Source organism: Kitasatospora sp. NPDC004289 (genome assembly GCF_053602875.1).
On the sequence record NZ_JBSGEL010000107.1, the window covers coordinates 1 to 18,325 of the forward strand.

At 74.2% G+C, this 18,325-nt stretch carries 12 protein-coding genes, 1 pseudogene and 1 riboswitch; of the genes and pseudogenes, 9 read left to right on the forward strand and 4 right to left on the reverse strand.

Annotation, left to right across the window (positions count from 1 at the left end; all coding sequences use genetic code 11):
- Window positions 1-99: 99 nt before the first annotated feature.
- Window positions 100-1,710 (reverse strand): malate synthase A, encoded by a 1,611-nt coding sequence (aceB, locus tag ACWEPF_RS37195; protein WP_452176106.1) that lies wholly within the window; start codon window positions 1,708-1,710, stop codon window positions 100-102.
- A 114-nt stretch (window positions 1,711-1,824) separates the two neighbouring features.
- The gene (gene aceA, locus ACWEPF_RS37200; protein ID WP_452176107.1) at window positions 1,825-3,120 is read right to left on the reverse strand and encodes an isocitrate lyase; all 1,296 of its coding nucleotides are present in this window, start codon (window positions 3,118-3,120) and stop codon (window positions 1,825-1,827) included.
- Window positions 3,121-3,459: 339 nt separating this feature from the next.
- On the opposite strand from aceA, the gene ACWEPF_RS37205 reads away from it, so the two are divergent.
- Window positions 3,460-4,911 (forward strand): short-chain fatty acyl-CoA regulator family protein, encoded by a 1,452-nt coding sequence (locus ACWEPF_RS37205; RefSeq protein ID WP_452176108.1) that lies wholly within the window; start codon window positions 3,460-3,462, stop codon window positions 4,909-4,911.
- Between the two features lie 114 nt (window positions 4,912-5,025).
- A complete protein-coding gene (locus tag ACWEPF_RS37210; RefSeq protein WP_452176109.1) occupies window positions 5,026-6,255 on the forward strand; it encodes an FAD-dependent oxidoreductase in 1,230 nt (409 codons plus the stop codon).
- 39 nt (window positions 6,256-6,294) lie between these two features.
- Here ACWEPF_RS37210 and ACWEPF_RS37215 read toward each other — a convergent pair whose 3' ends face one another.
- A complete protein-coding gene (locus ACWEPF_RS37215; RefSeq protein ID WP_452176110.1) occupies window positions 6,295-7,443 on the reverse strand; it encodes a serine hydrolase domain-containing protein in 1,149 nt (382 codons plus the stop codon).
- A gap of 42 nt (window positions 7,444-7,485) precedes the next feature.
- Complete coding sequence (locus tag ACWEPF_RS37220) at window positions 7,486-8,661, reverse strand: serine hydrolase domain-containing protein (protein WP_452176111.1); 1,176 nt, start codon at window positions 8,659-8,661, stop codon at window positions 7,486-7,488.
- Window positions 8,662-8,870: 209 nt separating this feature from the next.
- A riboswitch (cobalamin riboswitch) is annotated at window positions 8,871-9,109 on the forward strand.
- 139 nt (window positions 9,110-9,248) lie between these two features.
- Here ACWEPF_RS37220 and metE point away from each other — a divergent pair.
- The 7 genes and pseudogenes from metE to ACWEPF_RS37255 form a co-directional block, all read left to right on the forward strand.
- Complete coding sequence (gene metE / locus ACWEPF_RS37225; protein WP_452176112.1) at window positions 9,249-11,558, forward strand: 5-methyltetrahydropteroyltriglutamate--homocysteine S-methyltransferase; 2,310 nt, start codon at window positions 9,249-9,251, stop codon at window positions 11,556-11,558.
- 378 nt (window positions 11,559-11,936) lie between these two features.
- Entirely contained in the window at window positions 11,937-13,424 is a 1,488-nt protein-coding gene (locus tag ACWEPF_RS37230; protein WP_452176113.1) for a prenyltransferase/squalene oxidase repeat-containing protein, read from the forward strand.
- Window positions 13,421-14,398: a hypothetical protein gene (locus tag ACWEPF_RS37235; RefSeq protein WP_452176114.1), complete on the forward strand. Its 978-nt coding sequence runs from the start codon at window positions 13,421-13,423 to the stop codon at window positions 14,396-14,398. Before ACWEPF_RS37230 ends, ACWEPF_RS37235 begins: the two co-directional genes overlap by 4 nt.
- Complete coding sequence (locus ACWEPF_RS37240; RefSeq protein WP_452176115.1) at window positions 14,395-15,618, forward strand: energy-coupling factor transporter transmembrane component T; 1,224 nt, start codon at window positions 14,395-14,397, stop codon at window positions 15,616-15,618. The genes ACWEPF_RS37235 and ACWEPF_RS37240 overlap by 4 nt, the downstream gene beginning before the upstream one ends.
- The gene (locus ACWEPF_RS37245; protein ID WP_452176116.1) at window positions 15,615-17,258 is read left to right on the forward strand and encodes an ABC transporter ATP-binding protein; all 1,644 of its coding nucleotides are present in this window, start codon (window positions 15,615-15,617) and stop codon (window positions 17,256-17,258) included. Before ACWEPF_RS37240 ends, ACWEPF_RS37245 begins: the two co-directional genes overlap by 4 nt.
- Complete coding sequence (locus ACWEPF_RS37250; protein ID WP_452176117.1) at window positions 17,255-18,109, forward strand: ECF transporter S component; 855 nt, start codon at window positions 17,255-17,257, stop codon at window positions 18,107-18,109. The genes ACWEPF_RS37245 and ACWEPF_RS37250 overlap by 4 nt, the downstream gene beginning before the upstream one ends.
- Window positions 18,110-18,148: 39 nt before the next feature.
- Window positions 18,149-18,325, forward strand: a pseudogene (locus tag ACWEPF_RS37255) (tRNA (adenosine(37)-N6)-threonylcarbamoyltransferase complex transferase subunit TsaD); the annotation flags it as partial.

The window sequence follows — 18,325 nt, forward strand, 5'->3', positions numbered from 1 at the left end:
CGTCAGTCGCCGATGCTCCGCATGGACTCCCTCCTCGGCGCCGCCGAGGCACGCACCCCAACGACGCGGCCTGATCCGACCCCACCAAGGAGACAGCCCCTAGACCGGGGCGACGGTGCGCACCAGGTGGCGGGCGTAGGCCTCGGTGGTCAGGAAGGACGGGAGTTCGGTGCCGAGCGCGGTCTCCTCCAGCACCCGGACGGCCTCGTCCACCAGCGCGGCGTCGGCGCCCTCGGCGAGCAGCGCGGCCCGCTCGCGGTCGATCTGCCGACGGATCGCGCCCGCGGTGGCGAGTGATCCGCCGGCCAGCCGCGAGCAGTGGTGCTGCCACTGCCAGAGCTGGCAGCGGGCGATCTCGGCGGTGGCCACGTCCTCCATCAGGCCGAAGACGGCGACCGCGCCGGTGCCGCCGAGCCAGGCGGTGAGGTAGCGCAGGGCGACGGCCACGTTGGCGCGCAGGCCCTGTTCGGTGGGCAGGCCAACCGTCAGGCGGTGCACGCCCAGCAGGTCGGCGGCGGTGACCTCGACGTCCTCGCGGCGGCGGTCCAGCTGGTTCGGGTGCTCACCCAGCACGGCGTCGAAGGCCGCCCGGCAGGTCGCCACCAGGGCCGGGTGGGCGACCCAGGAGCCGTCGAAGCCGTCGCCGGCCTCCCGCTCCTTGTCGAGTCGGACCTTGGTCAGGGCCGCCTCGTTCGCCGCCGGGTCGCGCTGCGGGATCGCGGCGGCCATCCCGCCGATCGCGTGCGCCCCGCGCCGGTGGCAGGTGCGGACCAGCAGGTCGGTGTAGGCGCGCAGGAAGGGCTGGGTCATGGTGAGGGAGGAGCGGTCGGGGAGCACGTAGCGCGGGCCGTGGTGGGCGAAGTTCTTGATCAGGCTGAACAGGTAGTCCCACCGGCCGGCGTTCAACCCGGCGGCGTGCTCGCGGAGTTCGTAGAGGATCTCGTCCATCTCGAAGGCGGCGGTGACGGTCTCGATCAGCACGGTGGCGCGGATCGTGCCGTGCGGGATGCCCAACTCGGTCTGGGCGTGGGCGAACACCTCGTTCCAGAGCCGGGCCTCCAGGTGGTTCTCCAGCTTGGGCAGGTAGAAGTACGGGCCGTGGCCGCGGTCGATCTGGCGCCGCCCGCAGTGGAAGAGGTAGAGGCCGAAGTCGACCAGGGCACCGACGGCGGGGCGGTCGTCGATCAGCAGGTGCGCCTCGTCCAGGTGCCAGCCCCGGGGGCGGACCACGATGGTGGCGGGGTCGTCGCCGATCCGGTAGCGCCTGCCTTCGGGGGCCAGGTCGTCGATCCGGCGCTCGACCGCGTCGAGCAGGTTGAGCTGACCGGCGATCAGGTTGTGCCAGGTGGGGGAGGTGGCGTCCTCGAAGTCGGCGAGCCAGACCCTGGCACCGGAGTTGAGCGCGTTCACGGTCATCCGGCGCTCGGGCGGGCCGGTGATCTCCACCCGGCGGTCGGCCAGGCCGGGGCCCTCACCCGCCACCCGCCAGTGCGGGTCGTCCCGCACGTGCGCGGTGTCCGGCCGGAAGTCCAGCGTGCCGCCGGCCGCCAACTCGGCGCGCCGGCGGTCGCGTTCGGCCAGCAGCTCGGCCCGGCGTCCGGCGAACACCTCGTGCAGGCGGGCCACGAACTGCAGGGCCTCGGGGGTGAGGATCTCCTCGAAGCGGTCCTCGTGGGCGCCGAGGAGCTCGACGCGGCTGGGCTGGGACATGGCGGACTCCGGATCCGGGAGGGGGTGGGGCCCGGGGCCTCGTCCCTCAACGAGGCCCCGGGCGGGGAGGGCGGCGGCTGTGGAGCGCCCGGGAAGGGCAGCCGCCGGGGTGGCTCAGTGGAACTGCTCCTCCTCGGTGGAGCCGGTCAGCGCCAGCGTCTCGGCGTTCGGGTTGACCGCCGTGGAGACCAGGTCGAAGTAGCCGGTGCCAGCCTCGCGCTGGTGCTTGACGGCGGTGTAGCCGTCCGGCACGGCGGCGAACTCGGCTTCCTGCAGGTCGACGTAGGCGGTCATGCCGCGCTCCGCGTAGCCTCGGGCCAGCTGGAACATCGAGTGGTTGAGCGCGTGGAAGCCGGCCAGTGTGATGAACTGGAAGCGGTAGCCCATCGCCCCCAACTCCCGCTGGAACTTGGCGATCTGGTCGTCGTCCAGGGACGCCTTCCAGTTGAACGAGGGCGAGCAGTTGTAGGCCAGCATCTTGTCCGGGTACCGCGCCTTCAGCGCCTCCGCGAACTCCCGGGCCTGGGCCAGGTCGGGGGTGCCGGTCTCCACCCAGATCAGGTCCGCGTGGGGCGCGAAGGCCAGGCCGCGCGAGATCACCGGGCCCATGCCGGGCTCGACCCGGTGGAAGCCCTCGGCGGTGCGCTCGCCGGTGCAGAACCGGGCGTCCCGCTCGTCCACGTCGCTGGTGAGCAGGTTCGCCGCGAGCGCGTCGGTGCGGGCCACGATCAGGGTGGGCACGTCGGCGATGTCGGCCGCCAGCCGGGCCGCGTTCAGGGTACGGACGTGCTGGGCGGTCGGCACCAGCACCTTGCCGCCCAGATGGCCGCACTTCTTCTCGGAGGCGAGTTGGTCCTCGTAGTGGATGCCGGCCGCACCGGCCTCGATCATGCCCTTGGTGAGCTCGAAGGCGTTCAGCGGGCCGCCGAAGCCCGCCTCCGCGTCGGCCACGATCGGCACCAGCCAATCGGGGCCGTCGTTGCCCTCGGCGGCGTCGATCTGGTCGGCGCGCAGCAGCGCGTTGTTGATCCGGCGCACCACCTGGGGAACGGAGTTGGCGGGGTAGAGCGACTGGTCCGGGTAGGTCTGCCCGGCCTGGTTGGCGTCGGCGGCGACCTGCCAGCCGGAGAGGTAGACCGCCTGGAGGCCTGCCTTCACCATCTGCACCGCCTGACCACCCGTCAGGGCGCCCAGCGCGTGGACGTAGTCCTGCTCGTGCAGCTGCTTCCACAGCCGCTCGGCACCGCGCCGGGCCAGCGTGTGCTCCTCCCGGACCGAGCCGGAGAGCCGCACCACCTCGGCGGCGGTGTAGGTGCGCTCGATCCCGGCCCAGCGCGGGTCGGCCGCCCACCGGGCGGCCAGCTCCGCCGCCTGCCGCTCCTGCCGCTGCTGCCGAACCGACTGCGTCATGACTCGCTCCAGGGTGACTCGTTGCGAAGGGTGTGAGGATGCTCACCTGAGGGCCGCAAGGGGCGGCCGGGGCACCGGGCGTCCCGGTCGTACGGCCGGAACGTCGGAGCCTCCGTCGTCTCGCCCGGCGAGCCCCAAGTACCGTGCGGGCGAAGCGTTCTGCTCTGCGGCTCCCGGCCGCTGCGACGACTCTGGCAGCTCGCGGACGGGGCGTCACCGGTGGACGGCTGCCAATTCCTGCGAACGGGAACCGGCCAGTCGGCGAAGTCTGCGAAGACCGGCCGCACCCGGTCCCGGCTAGGCTGCGCGGCACCTGACGGACCTTCGGGAGGCGGCGGCATGGGCAGGACCTTCGCGGGCGGGCGGCTGCGCCGGCTCCGGGAGGAGCGCGGGTACAGCCAGGCCGCCCTGGCCCGACTGCTCGACCTCTCCCCCAGCTACCTGAACCAACTGGAGCACGACGCACGGCCGTTGACCGTCACGGTGCTGCTGCGGCTGACCGAGTCGCTCGGGGTCGAGGCCGGGTACTTCGCCCCGCCCGACACCACCCGGCTCAGCACGGAACTGCGCATCGCGCTCGGTGAGGAGCTGACCGCAGGCCGGATCGGCACCGCCGACCTGGACGAGCTGGCCGCCCGGCTCCCGGCCGTGGCCACCCTGCTGACCGATCTCAGCCGCGGCCACCGGGCCGCCGCCGAGCAGCTCGCCGTGCTGGCGGGTGACCGCGGCGGAAGTCCGGGCCCCGGCCTCACCCCGCACGAGGAGGTCCGCGAGTACTTCTACCGCCGTCGGAACTACGTCGACGAACTCGATCTGTCGGCCGAGGAGTCGGCCTCCGCCATCGGACTCCGGCGCGGCTCGGTCGGCGCGGCGCTCGCCGAACGGCTGTCCTCCCGGCACGGCGTGGCGCTGGCACACGGCGGCGAGGCGCTGCACGACTTCGACCCGCACACCCGGGTGCTGCGGCTGGCCGCCCGGCTGCGACCGGGGCAGCAGGCCTTCCGGATGGCCACCCAGCTGGCCTACCTCGAACACGACGCGCTGCTCTCGGAGTTGGCCGCGCAGGCCGCCCCGGAGGGCAGCACGGCCTGGTCGCTGACCCGGATCGGCCTGGCCAACTACTTCGCCGCCGCGCTGATCCTCCCCTACCGGGTGTTCCACGCCGAGGCGGAGACCTCCCGCTACGACATCGAGCACCTCGCGGACCACTTCGGGGTCGGCTACGAGACCGTCTGCCACCGGCTCAGCACCCTCCAGCGCCCCCGCCTGCGCGGCGTCCCGTTCTCCTTCGTCCGGGTCGACCGGGCCGGGAACGTCTCCAAGCGGCAGTCCGCCACCGGTTTCCACTTCTCCCGCACCGGCGGCACCTGTCCGCTCTGGAACGTCTACGACGCCTTCGCCGCCCCCGGCCGGGTGCACGTCCAGATCGCCGCCATGCCGGACGGGCAGCGCCACCTGTGGACCGCCCGCGCCGTCACCCGCTCCCCCGGTGGCTGGGGCCGTCCCGGCAAGACCTTCGCGATCGGCCTGGGCTGTGAACTCCGGCACGCCGCACGGCTGGTGTACTCCAGCGGCCTCGACCTCACCGACCCCGCCGCCGCCACCCCGATCGGCCTCGGCTGCAAGGTCTGCGACCGCCCCGCCTGCCCGCAGCGGGCGGCCCCGCCGCTCGGCCGCCCGCTCTCCGTGGACGAGCACCGCAGCACCTTCGTCCCGTACCCGGTCGGCCCGGACGGCGCGGGCACCGGGGGTGCGGGGGGTACCAGGGGTGCTACAGTCGGCGGCGATTGAACGGAACGCGAAAAATCGCTCTCGGATGGTGTTTCGGAGCGGCGCCGGGTACGGCGTTCATTCTCCTCGGGGAATCCAGTGCTTCCTTCGTGACCACGACGAAGGCAGAGGACTGTGCCCAACCACCGCATCATCATCGTCGGCGCCGGACTCGGCGGCCTGACGCTCGCCCAGGGTCTGCTCACCCGGGGCTTCGACGTCTCCGTCCACGAACGGGACCCGCACCCGGACGCCCGTCCCCAGGGGTACCGCGTCCAGCTCGACCGGCCCGGCCTGACCGGGCTGCGGCACTGCCTGCCGGAGCACCTCTTCCGGCTCTGCCTGGCCACCGCGGGATCGCCGCCACCCCGGGTCTCGGTCCGTGGCCGCCACCTCCAGCCGCTGGCGGACCGGGCCGTCGACGGGGCACCGGAGCCCGGCGCGACGGACCCGGCCGGCCACGACCTGGGGCGTCCGCGGGCGTTCGACCGGCCGACCCTGCGCCGGATCCTGCTCTCCGGCCTCGGCGACCACGTGCGGTACGGGTCCGAGCTGACCGACTGTCAGCGGACTGACGACGGCACGGTGACCGCGCGCTTCGCCGACGGCCGCACCGAGACCGCCGACCTGCTGGTCGGTGCGGACGGTGTCGGATCGACGGTCCGTGCGCTGCTGCTGCCGGAGGCCCGGGTCGAGGACGCCGGGCTGCGCCTGGTCTACGGCCGGATCCCGCTGGACCGGACCGGCTCGGCCGAGCTCCCGCCCTGGGTCTTCGACGGCGTCTTCACCGTGCTGACCGGCGGCCCCGGCCATCCCCACGTCGGCGTCGGACCGGTCCGCTTCGACTGCCCGCCCGAGGTGGCCGGAGCGGCGGCCCGGCCACCGGTCGAGCTGCCCGCCACCGGGGACTACCTCGCCTGCATGGTCGGCGCCCCGGCGGACCACCCGGCCCTGCCGCCGTTCGCCGAGCTGCGCCGCCTCGGCGGCGGAGCCCTGCGCGAACTCGCCCTCACCGTACTGGGCGAGGACTGGCATCCGGACGTCCACCGCCTGCTGGGCCACTGGGAGACCGACTCGCTGTTCCCCCTGCGGATCTCCACCGCCGCGCCGGTCGAGCCCTGGGAGGCGGGCCCGGTGACCCTGATCGGCGACGCCGTCCACGCGATGAGCCCGGTCCTCGCGATGGGCGCCAACACCGCGATCAGGGACGCCGGTGAGCTGGTGTCGGCGCTGTCCGCCGCCACCGACGAGGGCGCCCCGCTGGTCGACGCGGTGCGCGTCTACCAGCGGGGCATGCTCGACCACGCCTTCGCCCTGGTGGCCTCCTCCCGGCGCACCGGTCAGGAGCGGGTCGGACAGAAGTAGCCCTTCACCGTCGGGAGTTGGACCGCGCGGGCCCCCGGGTCAGCGGCAGAGGGCCGCGTCCACCGCGTCCACCACCCTCTGCCCGGCGGCCGCGTCCGGGACGGTGGTGACAGTGACGGTGGCGGCCCGGCCGTCCTCGGTGGCGCCGCCCCGGGTGCGGTGGCCCGGGGAAGTGCCGCCGTGGCCCCAGACCAGCCCGCCACAGCTCAGGGGCCGGCTCTGGATGCCCAGGCCGTAGCGGACGCCGGGGCCGAACAGCTCGGCCGGGACGGTGGTGCGCATCTCGGCCAGCTGGGCGGCGGGCAGCAGACGGCCCGTCAGGAGCGCTCCGTAGAAGGCGTTCAGGTCGGAGTTGGTGGACACCACCGCCCCCGCCGCCCAGGCCATCGAGGCGTCCATCGCGGTGTAGTCGACCAGCGGCGCGCCCGGTGCGGTGCGCAGGTAGCCGTGCGGATGGGCCTCCCGGATGGCGGTCTCGCCGACCGCCGGGACGTAGGTGCGGCGCAGGCCGATCCGGTCGATGACCCGCTGGGTGACCTCCTCCCCGTACGGGCGGCCGGTGACCTTCTGGATCAGCAGGCCGGCCACCAGGTAGTTGGTGTTGCTGTACTCCCAGGAGGTCCCGGCCGCGAACCGGGCCCGCTGCGCCAGTGCCCCGTCGAGGAGTTCGCGCGGCTCGAAGTAGCGGTACTGGATGGTGGTGAAATCGGCCTGCGCGGGGGCGTCCATGTAGTCGGGCAGGCCGCTGGTGTGCTGGAGCAGCTGACGGACCGTGGTCCTCCGTCCGTCGATGCCCTCCCCGCGCAGCAGGCCGGGCAGGTAGGTGTCGACGGACGCGTCCAGGGCGACCTTGCCCTCGGCGACCAGCTGGAGCACCACCACGGCGGTGAACGCCTTGGTGTTGCTGCCGGCCCGGATCTGCCCGTCCACCGGGACCCGGGAGCCGGTGGCCAGGTCGCCGACACCGGCGGTGTAGGTGCGGCTGCGGCCGTCGCGGCCCTTGACGGTGGCCAGGGCGGCGGGCATCCCGTCGTCCTTCACCAGCGCGTCGAGGCGCTGCTGCACGACGTCCGGGCGCGGCCCGGCGGAGGCCTCGGCCGGGGCCGGGGCGAAGGCGGTCAGGGCGAGCCCGGCGGCGGCGGTCGCCGTCACGGCGTACCGCAGCCGCTGCAGGGCGTGTTGGTTCATCAGGACTCCACTGGTACGGGGGAACTGTGCCGGGGGCGGGGGTCAGCGGCAGAGCGCCGCGTCCACCACCTGCTCCACGCGCTTCGCGGTCTCGGGGTTCGGGATGGTGGTCACCGCGACGTTGACGGCCCGTCCGTCCTCGGTGGCGCCGCCGACGGTCTCGAAGCCCGGGATCGCCCCGCCGTGGCCCCAGGCGAGGCCGCCGCAGGAGAGCGGTCGGCTGACCAGCCCGAGCCCGTAGCGGGCACCGGGGCCGATCGCCTCGGCGGGGACGGTGGTGCGCATCTCGGCCAGCTGGGCCGCGGGCAGCAGCCGGCCGGCCAGCAGCGCGCCGTAGAACCGGTTGACGTCGCTGTTGGTCGACACGACGGCACCGGCCGCCCAGCCCCAGGACGGGTCCAGCTCGCTGTAGTCGCGCAGCGAGCCGTCGGCGGTGCGCTGGTACCCCTTGGGGTGGGCCTCGTGGATCGTCCGGTCCCCGGGAGCGGGGAAGTAGGTGTGCCGCAGGCCGATCCGGTCGATGACCCGCTTGGTGATCTCCTCGCCGAGCGGACGCCCGGTGACCTTCTGGATGATCAGGCCCGCCAGCAGGTAGTTGGTGTTGTTGTACTCCCACTGGGTGCCGGGCGCGGAGTGGGCCTTCTGGGCCAGTGCGGCGTCGAGGAGTTCGCGCGGCTCGTAGTAGCGCCCGGGGTCGCTCAGGACCGCGCCCTGGTTCACGTACTCGGGCAGGCCGCTGGTGTGCTGGAGCAGCTGACGGACCGTGATCTTCCGGCCGTCGATGCCCTCCCCGCGCACCAGGCCCGGGAGGTAGGTGTCGACGGACGCGTCCAGGGCGACCTTGCCCTCGGCGACCAGCTGGAGCACCAGCACGGCGGTGAACGCCTTGGTGTTGCTGCCGATCCTCACCTGCCCGTCCACCGGCACCTTGGCCTTGGTGACCGCGTCGCCGACACCGGCGGTGTAGGTGCGGCTGCGGCCGTCGCGGCCCTTGACGGTGGCCAGGGCCGCGGGCACGCCGTCGTTCTTGACCAGGGCGTCCAGGCGCTGCTGCACGGCGTCCGGCCGTGGGCCGGCGAAGGCCTCGGCCGGTGCCAGGGCACCGGCCAGCACGGCGGCGGTGGTCGCGGCGGTGACGGCCGCGGCCACCCCTCGGCGGGTGGTGCGGCGGGTGGTGCCGCGGGTCGGGCGGTGCTGCTGCGGTGCGTGCTCGTTCATCGTCGGGCCCTCCTGTTCGAGCGCCGGACCTCGTCCCGGCGCCCTTCCAGAGGACCATCCGACGGACCGTCAATCCGTCGTCGTCCGGGACGAGATGACCTCCGGGAACGTGCTCCGGGGGCGGGCCCGCCCCCGGGACCGTGGTCCTGGGCCCGTCTCGAAGCCGCTTCCGACATGCGGACGTGCGGGACAGGACCGGCGCGGGGGCCTAGGGTGGGAACCGCAGTCGGTTCGCCCTGACAGCCGGTCAGGTGCGTCGCAAGAGGGAACCCGGTGACGCCTTTCATCTGGCCATTCCGGGACTGCCCCGCAGCGGTGAGTGGGAACGACCGCCGTCACACGCACTGGGCCCGTGACGGGCCCGGGAAGCGACGGCCACTAGGTGTCCGCCCTGTCCAGGACGGACGTGCCCGCGAGTCCGAAGACCTGCCACTGCCCGCGTGCACCCCGCACGCGGTGATCTCGGTGACCTCGTGGGCGGGTCGACGGAACGGACGGGCACATCCTGGTGCCGCGTCCGCACTGTCACACCTCCTCGCCCGCGCGCCCTCCCGGGATCGCAGCGCGACTCGCGAAGGAGAGTCTCCGTGACCACCAGCACCACCGCCTCGCAGGCCACCGTCCACGGCTACCCCCGACAGGGGCCGAACCGTGAGCTGAAGAAGGCGATCGAGGGCTACTGGAAGGGCACCGTCACCGCCGACGCCCTCCACTCCACCGCCGCCGAACTCCGGTGCGCCAACTGGCGCAGCCTCGCCGGGGTGGGCATCACCGAAGTCCCCACCGGGGACTTCTCGTTCTACGACCACGTGCTGGACACCACCGTGGCCGTCGGCGCGATCCCGGCCCGTCACCGTGCCGCCGTGCAGGCCGACCCGCTGGACGGCTACTTCGCCATGGCCCGTGGCAACCAGGACGTCGCTCCGCTGGAGATGACCAAGTGGTTCGACACCAACTACCACTATCTGGTGCCGGAGTTGGGCCCGGACACGGTCTTCGCGGCGAACTCCGCCAAGGCGGTCGGCGAGCTCCGCGAGGCGATCGCGCTCGGCCACAAGGGCCGCCCGGTCCTGGTCGGCCCGCTGACCTACCTGCTGCTCGCCAAGCCCGCACCCGGCGTGGCCTCCGACTTCCAGCCGATCACCCTGCTCGACCGCCTGCTGCCGGTCTACGCCCAGCTGCTGGCCGAGCTCAAGGCCGCCGGCGCCGAGTGGGTCCAGCTCGACGAACCCGCCCTGGTCCAGGACCGCACCCCCGCCGAACTCAACGCCGCCACCCGGGTGTTCCGTGACCTCGGCGCGCTGACGGAGCGTCCGAAGATCCTGGTCACCACCTACTTCGACCGGGTCGGCGACGCTCTGAAGGTCCTCGCCAAGGCCCCGGTCGAGGGCGTCGGCCTCGACTTCACCGGCCCGGCCGCCGCCAACCTGGCCGACCTCGCCGCCGTCGGCGGCCTGCCCGGCAAGCGCCTGGTCGCCGGAGTGGTGGACGGCCGCAACATCTGGATCAACAACCTGGAGAAGTCGCTCGCGACCCTGGCCACCCTGCTCGGCCTGGCCGACCGGGTGGACGTCGCCCCGTCCTGCTCGCTGCTGCACGTCCCGCTGGACTCCGCCGCCGAGCGCGACATCGACCCGCAGATCGCCCGCTGGCTCTCCTTCGCCCGCCAGAAGACCACCGAGGTCAGCCTGCTCGCCCGCGGTCTGCGCGAGGGCACCGACACCATCGCGCCCCAACTCGCCGCCAACCGTGCCGACCTGGCCTCCCGGGCCGGCTCCCCGATCACCCACGACCCGGCCGTCCGGGCCCGGGTCGCGGCCACCACCGAGACCGACGCCCACCGCGGGCAGGCCTACCCGGAGCGGGCCGCGGCCCAGCGGGCCAGGCTCGCGCTGCCGCTGCTGCCCACCACCACCATCGGCTCCTTCCCGCAGACCGCCGAACTCCGCATCGCCCGGGCCGACCTGCGGGCCGGCCGGATCGACGCGGCCGCCTACCAGGAGCGGATGCGGGACGAGGTCCGCGAGGTGATCGAGTACCAGGAGAAGGCCGGCCTCGACGTCCTGGTCCACGGCGAACCCGAGCGCAACGACATGGTCCAGTACTTCGCCGAACAGCTCACCGGCTACCTCGCCACCCAGCACGGCTGGGTGCAGTCCTACGGCACCCGCTACGTCCGCCCGCCGGTGCTGGCCGGCGACATCTCCCGCCCGACCCCGATGACCGTCGAATGGCAGCGCTACGCCCAGTCCCTGACGGACCGTCCGGTCAAGGGCATGCTCACCGGGCCGGTCACCATGCTCGCCTGGTCCTTCGTCCGCGACGACCAGCCCCTCGGCGACACCGCCCGCCAGGTCGCCCTCGCCCTGCGGGACGAGGTCACCGACCTGGAGGCCGCCGGGGCAGCCGTCATCCAGGTCGACGAGCCCGCCCTGCGCGAGACCCTGCCGCTGCGCGAGGCCGAGCGTGCCGCCTACCTCGCCTGGGCCACCGAGGCGTTCCGCCTCACCACCTCGGGCGTCCGCGCCGACACCCAGGTGCACACCCACATGTGCTACGCCGAGTTCGGCGAAATCCTCGGTGCCATCGAGGACTTGGACGCCGACGTGATCTCCCTGGAGGCGGCCCGCTCGCACATGGAGGTCGCCCACGAGCTCTCCGGAGCCGGCTACCCCCGAGAGGTCGGGCCCGGCGTGTACGACATCCACTCCCCCCGGGTGCCCTCCGCTGAGGAGGCCGCCGCCCTGCTCCGCGCCGGCCTGGCCGCGATCCCGGCCGATCGGCTCTGGGTCAACCCCGACTGCGGCCTGAAGACCCGCGCCTGGCCCGAGACCCGGGCCTCCCTCGAGAACCTGGTCGAGGCCGCCCGGACGGTACGGGCGGAGCTGACGGCCTGACCGCGCCTCCGGGGCGGGGTCGGGCGGCACGGCGCCGCCTGACCCCGCCCCGGACGGACCGCCCCGGACGGACCGTCGCGACCCCGATCACGGTGCGCCCCAAGCGATCTGACACATCGTTGACGCTCTTGACCGCACCGTGGTCTGATGGACCGCCTTTCCACCCTTGGCGTCAGGGGAAGCCGGTCCGACTCCGGCGCTGACCCGCAACCGTGGACCCGCCCACCGGGCGGGTGAGCCGGAATGCCTGCGCCGGGACGTTCGTCAGCTATACGTGCGTCGTCGCGGACTACGACGCGGTCCAGACGGGATCGCCCGCTCCCCGGGCAGGCCCGTCGGCTGCGCCGGCACCCCTCGTCGACCGACCAGGGAGTCACCGTGAGGGTCAGCAGCAGGAGCAGCGGCAGGGCCGGTCGCGCGGGAAGCGGCGCGGGCGGTGGCGGGTACGGGGCCCGGAGTCTGACCTCGGCCCTGCTCGCCTGCGCCCTCGCCGTGACGGCCGCCGTCACCGTGCTGGTCGGCCACCCCGGCAGCGCCTTCGCCGATCCGCCAGCCCGCACGCCCGACCTCGCCAAGGGCGCCCACTACCTCACCGACCCGGCCCGGCTGCTCGACGGCCACTACCACGAGGCCTTCCCCGACTCCGGGTCCGCCGACTTCGGACTCACCCTGGACACCGCCTTCGCGCTGGCGGCAACCGGCGCCGACGACGCCGCGCTGCTCCGGATCGCCGACTTCCTCGACCAGGGGGGCCGGGACGGCACCGGCTTCACGGTCGACGACTGGACCGGCATCGGCACCGACGGCGCCGCCGGAGGCTCCCTCGGCAAGGTGGCCCTGCTCGCCGAGACCGTCGGCCGTGACCCGCGCGACTTCGGCGGCCACGACCTGATCGCCGCCCTGGACGGGGCGGTCTGCGCCCGTGCCGACGAGGCGCTCGGCTGCGCGGCACCGGGCAACTACACCTGGACCGGCTCGGTCTTCGCCCAATCCCTCGGCGTCATGGCGCAGTTGAGGGCCGGAGACGCCAAGGGAGCAGGCGCACCCATCGCCTACCTGCGCAGCCTGCAGCAGCCGGCCGGCTCCTGGCCGAGCCTGATCCCGGCCGGCGCCGCCGCCGACGTGGACAGCACCGCGATGGCCCTGATGGCCCTCTCCCTCGTTCCCGGTGACGAGGCCACCAAGGCCGTCGAGCAGGGCCTGAGCTGGCTGGCCGCCACCCAGGCGCCCGACGGCGGCTTCCCCGGCGCCGCCGGGAACTCCACCAACTCCGCCGCCCTGGCGGTCCAGGGCCTGAGCCTGCGTCAGGACCTGTACGCGACGCGGATCGGCAAGGCCGTCGAGTTCCTGGCCGACCGGCAGAACCCCGACGGCGGCTTCGACGTCGCCTCCGCCGGACAGCCGGGCTCGGACGTCCGGGCCTCCGCCCAGGCCCTCGGCGGGGTCACCGGGAGGTCCTTCGGCACCCTCCGGCGAGTCCCCGGCACCACCCCCACGGACCCGGGCACCTCACCGTCGCCGTCCACCTCGCCCTCGCCCTCGCCCTCGCCCTCGCCCTCAGCTTCCGAATCGCCGTCCCCGTCCGCCTCCCCCTCGACCTCGGCTTCGGCTTCGGCTTCGGTCTCCTCGTCGCCCTCCCCCTCCCCGACCGACCCCTCCCCCAGCACCAGCACGCCGCTCCCCGCCGCGACGAGCCCGGCGGGCGTGGCCCCGGCCCAGAGTGGACCGCCTGCCACGAACCTGGCCCGGACCGGCACCCGAGCACTCGAACTCCTCGCCCCCGCACTCCTGTTGACGGCAGGTGGTGCGGCGATCCTGGTCGCCCTCCGCCGCAGGACCGCCTCGCCCTCCGGGAAGCACCGGTGATCCGCCCCGCGCGCCCACGCCGCCCCGGTCTGCCCCGCACCGCCGCCGGGGCGCTCCTCGCCCTGACCTTCGGCGCGAGCACGACCCCGGCCGCCGCCACACCCCTGCCGCTGGACCAGTGCACGACCACCAGCGGCGTGGTGCTCGCGGTCGACTTCGGCCCCTGGGGCGGCCCGCTGCTGCGCTCCTGCGGCACCACCCCCACCACGGGCTACACCCTGCTGAACCAAGGCGGTTGGAAGTCCACCGGCACCAGCCACGACGGGCCGGCCTTCATCTGCCGGATCGGCTACAGCGGCCACGACGGGGGCCGGGGTTACCCGACGCCCGAGCAGGACAGGTGCGTCCAGACCTCGCCCACCACCGCGTACTGGTCCTACTGGTACGCCGATCCCGGCGAGAACACCTGGACCTACAGCCAGTTGGGCGCGGTCAGCCACAGGCCGCTGCCCGGCAGCGTCGAGCTGTGGGTCCACGGCAAGACCGACCTCGCGGGCACCCAGGGCAGGCCCGCCATCTCCCCGGACAGCGTCCGTGCCCACAACACCACCCCCGGTGGCGCCCCGGCGACCACCACGACGCCACCGCCACCGGCCTCCGGCGGCACCACCACGGGCCCCACCGCCACCCAGCCCGCACCTGGTGCCACCAAGCCCACGACCTCGCCAACCACACCACCCACCAGGGGAGTTCCCACCCCCTCCGCCACTCCCGACGGCGCCACCCCCACCCCCGGGACCTCCGTCGAACCGCCGCCCTCCCCTCCCTCCGACCCGACCTCACCGACGCCCACTCCCACCGACGTCCCGGCGCCCTCCGCCTCCAGCCCCACCCCCGTCGACGCGGCCCCGGCCGCCGACGCCCCGCGCCCTACGGGCTCGATGGTCCCGGCCGTCGTCGGTGCCGCCGTCGTGCTCGTGCTCGGCGTCGCCACCGCCGTCACCGCACTGCGCCGACGGCGCCGGGCGGAGTGAGCGCGGTGGATCGACCCGTCAAGTCCACCGAGGGGTTCGCCCCGGTCGCCGGGCGGGTCCCCCGGGACCTGCACCCCGTCGCCTGGTGGATCTGGGCCCTCGCGCTCGCCACCGCCGCCAGCCGCACCACCAACCCCTTGCTGCTGTTCCTGGTGCTCGGCGTGCTCGGCTTCGTGGTCACCTCCCGCCGCACCGACGCGCCGTGGGCCCGCGGCTTCAAGTACTACCTCTGGCTGGCGCTGACCGTGGTCGCCGTCCGGGTCACCTTCCGCTGCGTCTTCGCCACCGGCATCACCCCGCACGACCACCTGCTGTTCTCCCTCCCGCGCGTCCCCACCCCGGACTGGTACGCGGGCGTCCAGATCGGCGGACCGGTCTCCCTGGAAGCCGTCCTGTCCGCCGCCACCGACGGACTTCGGCTGGCCTGTCTGCTCTGCTGCATCGGCGCCGCCAACACCCTGGCCAACCCCAAGCGCGCGCTGCGCGTCCTGCCGGGAGCGCTGTACGAGCTCGGGGTCGCCGTCACCGTCGCGCTCAGCGTCGCGCCACAGCTGGTGCAGAGCGTCCAACGGGTCTTCCGGGCACGGCGGTTGCGGGCCGGGCGGAGCAAGGGTCTGCGGGCCCTGCGGGGGATCGCCGTACCGGTGCTGGAGGACGCGCTGGAGCGCTCGATGCACCTCGCCGCCGCGATGGACTCCCGGGGCTACGGCCGGGCCGGCACCGCCACCCGCGCCTCGCGCCGGACCACCGGCGCGCTGATGCTGCTGGGCATGTGCGGCCTGTGCGCCGGGATGTACGGGCTGCTCGACGGCACGGCCCCCGCCCTGCTCGGCCCGCCCGCCCTGCTCGGCCTGCCCGCCCTCGCGGCCGGTTCGGCGCTCTGCGCCGGCGGCCTGCTGCTGGGTGGACGCCGAATCCGGCGCACCACCTACCGGCCGGATCCCTGGCGGGCGGCCGAATGGGCCGTCAGCCTCTGCGGGGTGGCTGCCGCGGTCCTGCTCCGCGTCAGCGTCGGCTACGACGCCACCGAGCTCAACCCCTCGCTCCACCCCCTGAGTTGGCCGACCCTGCCGGCCGTCCCGGTGGTCGCCCTGCTGCTCGCGGCACTGGCCGGAGTGCTCTCCCCGCCACCGGGCCGCCCACCCGCGACCGCCACCACCGCTCCCGCCGGCCGACCCTCCGCCGTCGGCGACCGCACGCCCTCCGAGGTGACCCGATGATCCGCTTCGACCAGGTCGGCGTCCGCTACCACGACGCCGACCGCCCCGTCCTGCACGGCGTCGACCTGACCGTCCCCGAGGGCGAGCTCTGCCTGGTGGTGGGCCGCACCGGAAGTGGCAAGTCCACCCTGCTCGGCACCGTGAACGGCCTGGTCCCGCACTTCACCGGTGGCACCCTCAGCGGCCGGGTCACCGTCGACGGCCGGGACACCGCCCACCACCCGCCACGCGAACTCGCCGACGTGGTGGGCGTGGTGGGCCAGGATCCGCCGGCCGGCTTCGTCACCGACACCGTCGAGGAGGAACTCGCCTACGCGATGGAGCAGTTGGCCGTCGAGCCGGCCGTGATGCGCAAGCGGGTGGAGGAGACCCTGGACCTGCTCGGCCTCGCCGACCTGCGCCACCGGGGCCTCAGCGAGCTCTCCGGCGGCCAGCAACAGCGGGTCGCCATCGGCTCGGTGCTCACCGCCCACCCCCGGGTGCTGGTCCTGGACGAGCCGACCTCCGCACTCGACCCGACCGCCGCCGAGGAGGTGCTGGCCGCGATCACCCGGTTGGTGCACGACCTGGGCGTCACCGTCCTGCTGGCCGAACACCGGCTGGAGCGGGTGGTCCAGTACGCCGACCGGGTCCTCCACCTGCCCGGCGACGGCACCGTCCGGTACGGGGCGCCGGCCGAGGTCTTCGAGGAGACCGAGATCGCCCCACCGGTGGTCGAGCTCGGCCGGCTGGCGGGCTGGCGGCCGCTCCCGCTCTCGGTCCGCGACGCCCGCCGGGCCGCCGCCCCGCTGCGCGAACGGCTGACCGGGCTCCCCGTTCCGCCCGTGCGCGAGCGGCCCGGCGGCGGGGTGCCGGTGCTGACCGCCGATCAGGTCGTGGTCAGGCACGGCCGGATGGCCGCCGTCCGTGAGGCCTCGTTGGAGCTGCGCTCCGGCGAGGTGACGGCACTGATGGGCCGCAACGGCTCCGGAAAGTCCTCACTACTGTGGGCCCTCCAGGGATCCGGCCCGCGCCAGGGCGGCACCGTCCGGGTCACCCGGGACGGCGCGGGCCCTGCCGACCCCAAGAAGGTCGCGGCCCCCGAGGCCCGCCGCCTGGTCGGCCTGGTCCCGCAGACACCCACCGACCTGCTCTACCTCGAGACCGTGGCCCAGGAGCTCGACCAGGCCGACCGCGACGCGGCCCGCAACCACGAGGGCCCCACAGCCCGGCAGGTCCTGAACCGGCTCGCCCCGGGCATCCCGGACCGCAGCCACCCCCGCGACCTCTCCGAAGGGCAGAAGCTGGCCCTGGTGCTGGCGATCCAGCTGGCCGCAGCCCCGCCGATCGTCCTGCTGGACGAGCCCACCCGTGGCCTGGACTACCGGGCCAAGGCCGCACTCACCGCCATCGTCGGCCAACTGGCCTCCGAGGGAAGGGCCGTGGTGGTCTGCACGCACGACGTGGAGTTCGTCGCCGCCTCCGCCGACCGGGTGCTGGTGATGGCCGAAGGCGAGATCGTCGCCGACGGCCCGACCGACGAGGTCATCGTCGCCTCGCCGACCTTCGCCCCGCAGACCGCCAAGGTCCTCGCCCCGCTCCGCTACCTGACCACCGGTCAGGTAGCCCGGGCGCTCGCCCCCGCGGAGGCCGCCCGATGACCCTCCCCGCGGCCCCCGCCCTACCCGCCGCCGTCCGGATCCCCGGCCGGGCCAGGATCGCGGTGACGCTGGCCGCCGCCATCGGCCTGATCGCCTTCCTCTGGCCCTTCGTCGTCGCCCCGGGGAAGTTCGGCTCCGCTTACGCTCCCCCGCTGGTCTTCGGCGCGCTGCTGGCCCTGGTGCTGGCCGTGGTGATCGCCGAGATCTCCGCCGGGGGCATCGACGCCAAGGCGCTCGCCATGCTCGGCGTGCTCTCCGCCGTGAACGCCGGACTCCGCCCGCTCGGCGCCGGCACCGCCGGGGTCGAGACGGTCTTCTTCGTCCTGGTGGCCGCGGGCCGGGTCTTCGGCCCCGGCTTCGGCTTCGTGCTCGGCTGCACCTCGCTGTTCGCCTCCGCGCTGCTCACCGGCGGCGTCGGCCCCTGGATGCCGTACCAGATGTTCGGCTGTGCCTTCGTCGGCCTGCTGGCCGGACTGCTGCCCCCGCTGCGCGGCAGGGCCGAGGCCGCGATGCTCGCGGTCTACGGCGCCTTCTCCGGCTACCTCTTCGGCTTCCTGCTGAACCTCTCCTTCTGGCCCTTCAACCTCGACCCGACCAGCTCCATCGCCTACCTGCCGGGCCTGCCCTTCACCGAGCAGTGGCACCGCTACCTGCTCTTCGACCTCACCACCTCGCTCGGCTGGGACACCGGACGCGCCGTCACCACCGGCGTGTGCATCCTGCTGACCGGCCCGGCACTGCTCACCGTCTTCCGCCGCGCCGCCCGCCGCGCCGCCTTCGAGGCCCCCGTCCGCTTCACGCCGCCGGAGCTCGGCGAGGATCCGACACACCCCACCCCTGGCTGCACCTAGGATGCAGTTGCACATCTATCGCAATAAGGGGTTGCCGTGATCGGTTCGCCAGTGGTGCTGGGCATCGAGTCGTCCTGCGACGAGACCGGCGCCGGACTGGTCCGGGACGGGGTGCTGCTCGGCCAGGCGGTGGCGTCCAGCATGGACGAGCACGCGCGCTTCGGCGGCGTCGTGCCGGAGATCGCCGCGCGGGCGCACGTGCACGCCGTCGCCCCC